The organism is Streptomyces sp. NPDC040589 (genome assembly GCF_055594445.1).
The window spans coordinates 22,832-34,458 of record NZ_JBVIWP010000003.1 but is presented as its reverse complement, the minus strand read 5'-3'; the positions used below and the strand labels follow the sequence as shown (position 1 = coordinate 34,458).

5 protein-coding genes are annotated in these 11,627 nt (G+C 71.0%); 2 read left to right on the top strand and 3 right to left on the bottom strand.

The genetic code is table 11. The features are described 5' to 3' along the window. Window positions 1-7 precede the first annotated feature (7 nt). Together ACZ58V_RS12695 and ACZ58V_RS12690 are read left to right on the top strand one after the other, a co-directional pair. On the top strand, window positions 8-2,203 hold the full coding sequence (locus ACZ58V_RS12695) for a CDP-glycerol glycerophosphotransferase family protein (RefSeq protein ID WP_471289993.1): 2,196 nt from the start codon (window positions 8-10) through the stop codon (window positions 2,201-2,203). Beyond that, window positions 2,200-3,846, top strand: coding sequence for a glycosyltransferase family 2 protein (locus ACZ58V_RS12690; RefSeq protein WP_471289991.1), 1,647 nt, complete (start codon window positions 2,200-2,202; stop codon window positions 3,844-3,846). The genes ACZ58V_RS12695 and ACZ58V_RS12690 overlap by 4 nt, the downstream gene beginning before the upstream one ends. A 204-nt stretch (window positions 3,847-4,050) precedes the next feature. On the opposite strand, the gene ACZ58V_RS12685 is transcribed toward ACZ58V_RS12690, so the two are convergent. The 3 genes from ACZ58V_RS12685 to ACZ58V_RS12675 form a co-directional block, all read right to left on the bottom strand. Beyond that, entirely contained in the window at window positions 4,051-5,520 is a 1,470-nt protein-coding gene (locus tag ACZ58V_RS12685; RefSeq protein WP_471289989.1) for a hypothetical protein, read from the bottom strand. Further along, window positions 5,504-5,962, bottom strand: a complete 459-nt coding sequence (locus ACZ58V_RS12680) for a GtrA family protein (RefSeq protein WP_471289987.1) — start codon at window positions 5,960-5,962, stop codon at window positions 5,504-5,506. Before ACZ58V_RS12680 ends, ACZ58V_RS12685 begins: the two co-directional genes overlap by 17 nt. Before the next feature lie 117 nt (window positions 5,963-6,079). After that, on the bottom strand, window positions 6,080-11,041 hold the full coding sequence (locus tag ACZ58V_RS12675) for an NAD-glutamate dehydrogenase (RefSeq protein WP_471289985.1): 4,962 nt from the start codon (window positions 11,039-11,041) through the stop codon (window positions 6,080-6,082). Window positions 11,042-11,627: the final 586 nt, after the last annotated feature.

Genomic DNA, 11,627 nt, shown 5'->3' with positions numbered 1-11,627 from the left:
CCTCGCGATGGCCGAGCTCAGCCTCATCGTCCACGGGGCGAACGTTCAGGACCATCTGACGGAACTCCTCGACTCCCTCGCCGCGCATCCCCTGCCGGACGCCGAGGTGATCGTGGCCGCGGTCGGCGACTGGGCCCGGGAGACGGCCGAGCGGCACACCCCGGACGTCCAGGTGCTGCCGGTGCCGGACGGCATGGGCGACGCGGCGGCCCGGGCGGCGGGCGCGGCACGGGCCTCGGGCCGCTGGCTGCACTTCGTCCACGCCAAGGACGGCCTGCCCGCCGGAGCCCCGCGCACGGTCGCCGAACGGGTGGCCGAACTGCCCGCCGAGGTGGACGTCCTGCTCCTCGACCACGTCCGCAGCACCTGGCACACCTCCGGCATGCCCTCCCCGAACGGCTCCCTGCTGGCCCGGGCGGGGCGCGCCGATGTCGCCCTCGACGTCTGCGCGCCCCTGTTGCGCCTCACCCCGCTGCTCGGCACCCGCGTCCTGCGCGCGGACTTCTGGCGGGCGCACGAGCAGCAGCTCACCACCGACGACGAGCAGCACGCCGCCCTGGCCGCCCTGCTGCTCGCCGACCGCGTCGCCTGCCTGCCGCACGTCGCCTATGAGGACCGCACCCTGCGCCCCGCGAGCCTGCCCCCGGTCACTCCCGAACAGCGCTACGGCCTCGTCGAGCGTTACGAGTCCCTCCTCGACCTCACCCGGGACCGCCCCGCCGCCCACGCCGTCCTCTACGACGTCATGGTCCGCGACTGCCTGCGCGTCTTCGCGCGCGGCGGCATGGAGGAGGAGGTCGCGCGGGAGTTCTTCCGCCGGGCGTCCCTGGCCGCCCTGCGCCGCCGCCCCGAGGGCTACAGCCGCCCCGCCGGTCTCGAAGGCGTCCGCCGCTCCCTGCTCGAAGAGGGCGCCTACGGCAGGTACCGGGCCTTCCAGGCCGTCAACCGCACCCGCCGAACCGCCAAGTCGGCCGTACGGACCCGCAAGCGCCAGGCCGGCGCCAAGCTCCGCGACCACCAGTACCGCCGGGCACTCGCCCGCCCCGTGAACCCCCACCTCGCGGTGTTCGCGGCGTACTGGAACCGCGGCGTCGCCTGCAACCCCGCCGCGATCGCCGCCGAGCTCTCCGAACTCGCCCCGCAGATCCACCCGGTGTGGGTGGTCACACAGGAGAACGAGGCCCTCCTCCCGCCCGGCACCGACCATGTCGTGCCCGGAAGCCGCCGCTACTGGGAGGTGCTGGCGACCGCCAAGTACCTCGTCAACAACGTCAACTTCCCGGGCGCGGTGGTCAAACGCCCAGACGCGATCCACGTCCAGACCCACCACGGCACGCCGCTGAAGCGCATGGGCCTGGACCAGATGGCGTACCCGGCCGCCGCGCAGGGCCTGGACTTCAAGGCGCTGCTGGAGCGCATCGACAAGTGGGACTACAGCGTCTCCGCCAACAGCCACACCACCCGCATGTGGGAGCGCGCGTACCCCTCGCACTACGTCTCCCTCGACCACGGCTATCCGCGCAACGACGTCTACTACACGGCCACGGCCGAGGACATCCGCGCCGTCCGCGACCGCCTCGGCATCGACCCGGGCCGCCGGGCCGTCCTCTACGCGCCGACCCACCGCGACTACGAGGCCGGCTGGACCCCCCGCCTGGACCTCGCCGCCCTCGCCGACCGCCTCGGCGATGACACCGTCCTGCTCGTGCGCGGCCACTACTTCTACGGCGGCGCGGCCTCCCCGCTCACCAACCTGCGCCGCACGGACCGGATCATCGACGTCTCCTCCTACGACCCGGTCGAGGATCTGTGCCTGGCGGCGGACGCCCTGGTCACGGACTACTCCTCGATCATGTTCGACTACGCCAACCTCGACCGGCCGATCGTGATCCACGCCGACGACTGGGAGACGTACCGCACCACCCGTGGCGTCTACTTCGACCTGATGGACCAGGCCCCGGGCCCGGTCGCGCGCACCCAGCAGGAACTGACGGAGATCCTCACCACCGAGGCCTGGCGCGACGAGGGCGCGGCGAAGACCCGGGCCGCCTTCCGGCGCAGGTTCTGCGAGTACGACGACGGACGCGCCGCCGAGCGCGTCGTACGCCGGGTCTTCCTCGGCCAGGACGAACGCTCCCTGCCGCCGGTGCTGCCGATCGAGGAACGCACCCCGGCCCCGACCCCGCAGGAGGCGACCGCATGAGCACCCCCGACGTCACCGTGACGGTCATCGTCTACAACGACGCCGAACGCCTCACGCGCGCGGTCGACTCGGTCCGCCGGCAGACCCACGCGAACCTCGAGATCATCATCAGCGACGACCACTCCACGGACGGCACCCCGGAAGTGGCACGGCGCCTCGCGGCCCAGGACCCCCGCGTCCGGCACCTCCGCCTGGAGCAGAACAGCGGCGGCTGCGGCATCCCGCGCAACCGCGCCCTGGACATCGCCCGGGCGCCGTACCTGATGTTCCTCGACAGCGACGACGAACTCCCCGACGACGCCGTCGCACTGCTGCTCGCCGCGCACCGCGAACGCGAGATCGACTTCGCGATGGGGGCGGTGCAGCGGGTCCGGGTGGACAACGGCCGCCGCTCGACCTGGATGCCGCACCTGGTCGCCGAGCGCCGCACCCTCGACGGCATCGCGGCCGACCCGCGCCTGCTCTTCGAGCACCTGTCGACGAGCAAGATGTATGCCCGCGCCTTCCTCGACCGGCACGGCCTGCGCTTCCCCGAGGGCATCCACTACGAGGACCAGTTGTTCTCGGCGCAGGCGTACTGCCTGGCCAAGAGCTTCACGATCGTCCCGGAGCCGGTCTACCGCTGGTACGTGGCGCCCTACGCGGCCTCCGAGGCGGCCTCGATATCGAACCAGCGGCACAAGCTGGCAAACGTCCGGGACCGTATCCACGTCCAGCACCTCATCGACGCGTTCCTGGCCGAGAGCGGGCACGAGTCGCTGCGCGAGGACAAGGACCACAAGTTCCTCAAGCACGACTTCCGGATGTACGCCGGTGACCTGCCCTACCGGGACGAGGCGTGGCTGTCGTCCTTCGCGGACCTGGTCACCCCGTACCTCGACACGCTCGCCCCCGGCGCGTTCGCCCGCCTCCCGCGCGCCGAACGCGTCGTCCTCCAGCTGATCCGCGACCGCCGCCTGCCGGAGGCCCGGCTGGCGGCACGGGGCCTGGGCCACGGCGTGGGGCCGCGGCAGATCACGACGGACGGGGAGGGCCGCACGTACTGGGGCGACCGGATCCCGGAATCCGAGTGGGCCCGCCGTGAACTGGACATCTCAGACCTGGATCTGGAGACCCGTCCCTTCCCGAGCGCGCAGTTCCGCCACGAGATCACGGAGATCACCCGGGGCCCGGGCGCCTCCGTCGACCTCGCGATCCGCACGTACGACCCGGCCCTGCGCCTGCCTGTCGGCCCTCGGCGTGCCACCCTCCTCATCGCCCCCGGCGGACACCGCGTCCACGTCCACTTCCGCCTCTCCCCCGTCAGCCCCGGCGTCTTCGAGGGCCACGCCCACCTCGACCTCGGAGCCGCACTGCTCCCCTTCTACGGCTTCTCCGGAGTCCGCCACCCCCTGCTCCGCCTGCAACACCAGGGCGTCTCCCACACCGGCCTCCTCCTGGCCCCCCTGACCTTCCCGGCCTTCACCACCCAAGTCCCCCACCACCACCTGACCCTGGAACCCGAAGGCCACGCCCCCGGCCGCCTCCAGGCCCGCTGGGAACCCATGGGAGCAACAGCGAGGCTGATCCGCCCGACGGTACGACGACTGGCCCGCCCCCGGGTGAAGAGAGCAGCACGCTTGGTGGCAAGCGCACTGCGCTGAGCTGCGCTGCTGAGCTGCGCTGCGGCCATGTGTCCCGCCCCCGCTGCCGGGCATTACGTGCCCCCCCCCCCCCCGCTGCGGGCATGCGTGCCGCTAGGGGCGGCACGGGTGGGCGCAGCGGCACCCCGCTACGCCGGGCCGCGGCCCCACCCGGCCCCAGCACCGACAAGGGCGGCTCCTTTGTCCCCTGGTGATGGACGTACCTCACCGCACCACGGCATAAAGCACCTGCCCCCCAGGCCCCCGCCCCACCTCCCGCAACCCCACCCCACGCCGCCCGGCCACCCCCGTATCCATCACCCACCGCACCCCGTACTCCCGCAGAATCGCCCCCCGCTCCCCCTCCGACACCCCGGCGGCGAAATACCTCCGCACCGCCTCCTCCCGCCGCCCCTCATCCGGCAGGAAGAAGTCGGGATACCCAGGCGCCACGGTGTACGCCCCATACGCCGGGATCTGCGCACTCGGCCGCCCCTCCCGAGCCATCACCACATCCCCGTACCTCACCCACCGCGTCATCCACTGATACCCCACCCACGGCTCCCGGTACTTCTCCGCGACGGCCGCAGGCAGATCCCCCGGCCTCACCACGTACCCGACCGTCCCCACCTGCGTCCACGCCCCCACAGCCAGCGCCACCCCCAGCACACACCCCCACCCCACCCGCACCGCCCGCCGCCCGGCCTCCCCCACCTCCACCGCCACGGCGACCTGCGCCGGAATCAACACCGCCGGCAACACCCGCCCCCACGCGTACTGCCCGCTCACCCCGCCCACCGCCACCACCACGAACCCCAGCACGAAGAACAGCACCAGCGGATCCCACCGGTCCCGCCACCACCGCGCCCCGAGGGCCACCACCCCGAGCAGCACCAGCCAGTACCGCCCGAACAGGTCCTCGTACAGGGGCCGATGCACCGACTCCAGCCCGTCCCACGCACCGGCCAGCGCGAAGAAGTCGTAGTACGGCCACACCAGCAGCACCACAAGCCCCAGCACCACCCCGCACCCCAGCCGCCCCCACACCGCCCGCCCGGGCCGCGCGGCGACCACCGTCGCGATCGCCCCCAGCGAGGCCACCACCCCCGAGAACTGATGGCACAGCAGGATCACCGCCCACAGCACCCCCAGCCCGAGCCACACCCCCCACCCCCCGTCCTCCCGCACCGCCCGCCCCAGCCAGGCCCAGAGGTGAAACGCCAGCCCCAGGGCGAACACGCTCGGGTACGACACCGTCAGCGCGAGCGAGTTGAGCCCGTAGAAGCCGCTCCAGTTGAAGAGCACCGTGCCCCACAGGAACAGCAGGCTCAGCACGGCCAGCGCGGGCGCGGCACGACGGCCGCTCAGCGTCCGCACATACCGCCACACCCCTGTCACCAGCAGCCCGAGCCCGACCAGCGCCCCGAGCCGCAGCACCCAGAAGACCGACAGATCGCTCACCCGCGCGACGCAGCCGAGCACCAGCGTCCAGGGCGAGTAGTACGGACTCGGCGTGTCCGCGTCGACGAGCGGATTGCCGGGGTCGAGGAGGTTGTGCCGCAGGCGCTGGACGGTGGCCGCGTGCACGCCGAGGTCCCCGGCCCAGGGCAGCCGGACGATCACGAGGAGCAGCAGCACGACGACCACCGCCGCGGCGGCCTGCGCGGCGAGGGCCCCTCTAGGCGCGGCGCGCATCGTGCTGGAACACCCAGGTGCGGTAGACGAGGAAGCGGAAGGCTGAGGCCAGAGCGATGGAGGCCGCCTTGACCACGTTCGACTCGAAGGGACCAGACAGGCCCAGGCCGTGGTATCCGGCGTAGAACAGCCCGCTCTCCAGGGCGACGCCGATTCCGCTGAAGCCGAAGAACAGCGCGATCTGGCGCCGCGTGCGGGACGCACTGTCGCGGTAGGTGACGTACCGGAATCCGAGGTAGTTGCCGCCCATGGCGACCAGGCTGGCCAGCACGGTCGCGACCATGGCGGCCCGGTGCAGCCCGTGCAGGAGCACGTTGAACACCAGGAAGTTCACCGCGACACCACTCCCGCCGACCAGCGCGAAGTTCAGCACTTCGAGCACGAGGCGTCGGACCGGCAGGGCAGGAGCGGTCATGCGCTCCTCGGAGAGGTTCACCGTCACGGCACAAGCCTTAGCCGGAAACGGTAAGTCCTCCACTCGAATCGCCCTAAGGCTCGCCAAGAAGAAGGCGCCCCGGGCCGACAGCGGCCCGGGGCGCCCAAGAAGAGGCCGTACGCCCTACGAATGCGTCCGCAGCAGCGTCCTCATCGTGCGCATCGCCACCGACAGGTTGGCGAGGTCGAACGCGTCGGAGCCCTGGATCTCCTCCAGCGTGGTGCGGGCCCTGCCGAGGATCGCCGCGTTCTTCTGCTCCCACGCCTTGTAGCGCTGCTCGGGCGTCGAGGTGCCGTTGCCCACCGCCAGGACGTCGGCGGTCAGCGCCGAGTGCGCCGCGTACAGGTCCTCGCGGATCGCCGCTCGGGCCATGGACTGCCAGCGGTCGGCGCGGGGCAGCTCGATGATGCGGTCCATGAGCTGGGTGATGCGCAGCCGGTCGGCGAGGTCGTAGTAGACCTCGGCGACGTCCAGCGGCTCCCGGTCCATGCGGTCCGCGACCGAGACGATGTCGAGCGTCGGGAAGGCGGAGGAGAAACCGGCCACCCGGGTGGCGAGTTCGTCCGGGACTCCGACGCCCGTCAGCTCGTCGAAGATCTTCTGATACCACTCCAGGTCGGCGCCGCGCAGCAGATTCGGCAGCTGCCCCCAGACCTGCTCGACCCGGTCGGCGAAGAAGTCGACCGTCTCGGCGAGCTCCAGCGGCTGCGGCCGGTTGTTGAGCAGCCAGCGCGTGCCGCGCTCCACCAGGCGGCGCGAGTGCAGCCGGATGCGGGTCTGGACGTCGGCCTCGACCTTGTTGTCGAGCGCCTCCACCCCGTCCCACACCGGGGACTGGCGGAAGATCGCCCGGGCCGCGGTCTGCGCCCGCACGATCTCCTCCAGCGACGCCCCGGTCTCCTCGCGCAGACGGTGCAGATACGTCGTACCGCCCGTGTTGACCGTGTCGTTGACCAGGACGGTCGTGGTGATCTCGCGGCGCAGCGGGTGGCTGACGAGGTGCTCGGGGAACTGCTCGCGCAGCTCGGTCGGGAAGTACGCGTGCAGCAGGGTGCTCAGGTACGGGTCGTCCGGCAGCGAGGTGTGCAGCAGCTCCTCGGCGACCGTGATCTTCGTGTACGCCATGAGTACGGCCGTCTCCGGGCCGGTCAGTCCCTGGCCCTGGGCGAGCCGCTCGCGGATCTGCCGGTCTGCGGGCAGGAACTCCAGCGCCCGGTTCAGGTGACCCTCCCTGACCAGGTGCTTCATGAAGCGCTGCTGGGCGTGGAGCATGGAGCCGGACTGGGCGAGGGCGTTGGCGATCGCCGTGTTCTGCGCGTAGTTGTTGCGCAGCACCAGGCGGCCGACCTCGTCGGTCATCTCGGCGAGCAGCTTGTTGCGCTGCTTGACGGTCATGTCGCCGTCCGCCACCAGGCCGTTGAGCAGGATCTTGATGTTCACCTCGTGGTCGGAGGTGTCCACGCCCGCGCTGTTGTCGATGGCGTCGGTGTTGATCCGGCCGCCGTGCAGCGCGAACTCGATCCGGCCGAGCTGGGTCAGGCCCAGGTTGCCGCCCTCGCCGACGACCTTGACGCGCAGGTCCTTGCCGTCGACGCGGATGGCGTCGTTGGCCTTGTCACCGACGTCCGCGTTCGACTCGGCCGAGGACTTGACGTACGTGCCGATGCCGCCGTTCCACAGCAGGTCCACCCGGGCCTGGAAGATCGCCTTCATCAGGTCGGCCGGGGTCAGCTTGGTGACCTTGGCCTCGATGCCGAGGGCCTCGCGGATGTGCGCGTTGACCGGGATCGCCTTGGCCGTGCGCGGGAAGATGCCGCCGCCGGCCGACAGCAGCTCCTTGTTGTAGTCCTCCCAGCTGGAGCGGGGCAGCTCGAACAGGCGGCGGCGCTCGGCGTAGGAGGTGGCGGCGTCCGGGTTCGGGTCGATGAAGATGTGCCGGTGGTCGAAGGCGGCCACCAGCCGGATGTGCTCGGAGAGCAGCATGCCGTTGCCGAACACGTCACCGGACATGTCGCCGATGCCGACGACCGTGAAGTCCTCGGTCTGGGTGTCCACGCCCAGCTCCCGGAAGTGCCGCTTGACGGACTCCCAGGCGCCGCGGGCGGTGATGCCCATGCCCTTGTGGTCGTAGCCGGCGGAGCCGCCGGAGGCGAAGGCGTCGCCGAGCCAGAAGTTGTACTTCTCGGCGACCCCGTTGGCGATGTCGGAGAAGGTCGCCGTGCCCTTGTCGGCGGCGACGACGAGGTAGGTGTCCTCCTCGTCGTGCCGGACGACGTCCGCCGGGGGCACGACCTCGCCGGCCACCATGTTGTCGGTGATGTCGAGCAGCGCGGAGATGAACGTCTTGTAGCTCGCGACGCCCTCGGCCAGCCACGCGTCCCGGTCGACGCTCGGGTCGGGCAGCTGCTTGGCGACGAAGCCGCCCTTGGCGCCGACGGGCACGATGACGGTGTTCTTCACCATCTGTGCCTTGACCAGGCCGAGGATCTCGGTGCGGAAGTCCTCACGCCGGTCGGACCAGCGCAGACCACCGCGGGCGACCTTGCCGAACCTGAGGTGCACGCCCTCGACCCGCGGCGAGTACACCCAGATCTCGAACGCCGGACGCGGCGCCGGGAGGTCGGGGATGGCCTGCGGGTCGAACTTCATGGAGACGTAGTCGTGCGGCTTGCCGCCCGCCGCCTCCTGGAAGAAGTTGGTGCGCAGGGTCGCCTTGATGACGGTGAGGAAGGACCGCAGGATCCGGTCCTCGTCCAGACTCGCGACCTGGTCGAGGGCCGCGTCGACCTCCTCCAGCAGCGCGTCCACGATCTCGTGCCCCGCGCGCTGCCGGTCCGGCGACATCCGCGCCTCGAACAGGGAGACGAGCAGCCGGGTGGTGTGGACGTTGTTGCGGAGGGTGTCCTCCATGTAGTCCTGGCTGAACGTCGAAGCCGCCTGGCGCAGGTACTTCGCGTACGCCCGCAGCACCATCGCCTGGCGCCAGGTGAGGCCGGCGCTCAGCACGAGGGAGTTGAAGCCGTCGTTCTCGGCCTTGCCGGTCCAGGTGGCGGCGAAGGCGTCCTGGAAGCGCTCGCGGGCGTCGTCGCCGAGGTAGTCCCCGCTGCCGTTCTGCGAGCGCGGCATGCGCATGCCGAAGTCGTAGATCCAGGCCACGCTGCGGTCCGGGCAGCGCAGGTCGTACGGCCGCTCGTCCACGACCTCGACGCCGAGCCGGTTGAGGACCGGCAGCACGGCCGAGAGGGAGATGGCGTCGCCCGTGCGGTAGATCTTGAAGCGGCGCTCATCGGGGGCGGCGCCCACCGGCTCGTACAGGCTGAGCGCGAAGTCCTTGCCCTCCTCGGCGTTCAGCTGCTCGAGGTGGACGAGGTCGGCGACCGCGGCGCGCGGGTTGTGGTCGGCCTTGTAGCCCTCGGGGAAGGCGTGCGCGTACCGGCGCATCAGTTCGGCCGCGCGCTCCTCGCCGAGCTCGGCGTTGAGCGCCTCGGCGAAGGCGTCCTCCCAGGAGCGGGCGGCCTCCACGAGCCGGGCCTCGATGCGGTCCTTGTCGGAGTCGGACAGCTCCGGCAGCTCGGTGCCCTGCGGGACCCGGACCACGAAGTGCAGCCGGGAGAGGATCGACTCGGTGTTCCAGGCGGTGAAGTCGACGCTGATGCCGCCCAGTTCCTCCTTCAGGATCTCGATGATCCTGAGGCGTACGGCCGTGGTGTAGCGGTCGCGCGGGAGGTAGACGAGGGCGGAGTAGTAGCGCCCGTACTCGTCCTGGCGCAGGTAGAGCCTGAGCCGCCTGCGCTCCTGGAGGTAGAGGACGGAGGTGACGATGGACCGCAGCTCGTCGACGGGGGTCTGGAAGAGCTCGTCGCGCGGGTATGTCTCCAGGATCTGGAGCAGGTCGCGTCCGTCGTGGCTGTTGGGCGAGAATCCGGCGCGCTCCAGGACGTCCTCGACCTTGCGCCGGATGACGGGGACGCGGCGCACGGACTCGGTGTAGGCGGCGGAGGAGAACAGCCCGAGGAACCGCCGCTCGCCGACGACGTTGCCGTCGGCGTCGAACTTCTTCACCCCGATGTAGTCCAGGTACGACGGCCGGTGCACGGTCGCCCTGCTGTTCGCCTTGGTCAGGACGAGCAGCTTGTGCTCGCGCGCCTTGGCCCGGGCGTCGGCGGGCAGCCGCTCGAACGACGGGCTGACCGGGTGGCTCTCCTCGGCTGCGTGGTGCGGGTCCGCGCGCAGTATGCCGAGCCCGGTGCCGGGGACGGCGGCCAGGGAGTCGTCGTCGCGCAGCTGGTACTCGCGGTAGCCGAGGAAGGTGAAGTGGTCGTCGGCCAGCCAGCGCAGCAGCTCGCGGGCCTCCTCGACCTGAGGTCCGGGCAGGTCGCCGGGGATGGACTCGTCCGGCAGCCCCTCCGCCAGCCGGATCGCCGCCTCCCGCATCTTGCCCCAGTCCTCGACCGCCTCACGGGCGTCGGACAGCACACGCAGCAGGTCGGCGGTGATCTGCTTCAGATCGGACCGGTCCGTCTCGCGGTCGGTCTCCACGTGGATCCAGGACTCGACGTGCGCGTCGTGCGGGAGCTCGCCGGCGCCGGTCGCGGGCGTGGGCAGCACCTCGATGAGCTTGCCGGTCACATCGCGCCGCACCACGAACTGCGGGTGGATGACGACGTGGATCCCGCGCCCCTGCCGCGTCAGCTCATTGGTGACGGAGTCGACGAGGAAGGGCATGTCGTCGGTGACGACCTCGACGACGGTGTGGCTGCACATCCACCCGTTCTCTTCCACGGTGGGGGTGTGAACCCGCACGTTGGCCGTGCCCTGGGGGCGGTTCTCGGCCAGCCGGTAGTGGGATACGGCGGCTCCGAAGACATCGACCGGGTCGCGGTCGGCAAGGTCCTCCGGGGCCGTGTGCAGGTAGTAACGCTGGAGGAACGAGATCAGGGACTCGCGGTCCGGGGCTTCCTGGGCGTCTGGGGTCTCCTCGCCCGTCGACCCGGTCGGTAGGTGCCCCCCGACCGGGCTGTTCTCAGCAACCCGGGCGGCCCTCTCGAGCAACTCGGCCTTGGCTTCGTCCAGCTTGGTCTGCATTGTCCTCTGGCTCCTGTCGCGCGCCGTTGCGTGACGTAGAAGGAAGTACGGTCTCTGCGCTGACGACGTCACGCCGTGACACGGGGTATCCGGTCTGTTCCGACGCTATGCCGCCAGAGGAGAGGAGCGGGGGTGTCTGAGCCATTTTTGAGCTGCCCCACGGGTGTGACGCTGCTCTCTGCGACGCCTCGGTCCCGGTGGTGCTCGGCGTCCCGGGAGTCATCGATGCCCCGTACCGCCCGCGAAGACCAGCGACCGCCGCCCGGTCACGGATGTGGTCCGTGCACTCCGGGCGCAGGGCAGGGACGACGACGTCCCCGCGAACTATCGCGCTGATCACGCCACCAAGGCTATCGCTCCTTACAGGGGCCCCGTCATGAGCCGTATGTGTACAAAACCAGGCCTGGAAGTTTGACGTTCTGCACATTTAGCTGCGGGCATGTGTGCCGCTAGGGGCGGCACGGGTGGGCGGTGGGGGTCCCCCCGCTCGAGCGAAGCCGAGAGTGGGGGAGGCACCCCGCACCGCCGGGCTGCGGACCCACCCGGCCCGAGCACCAACGCCGAGCACCCGGAACCCACCAGTTTC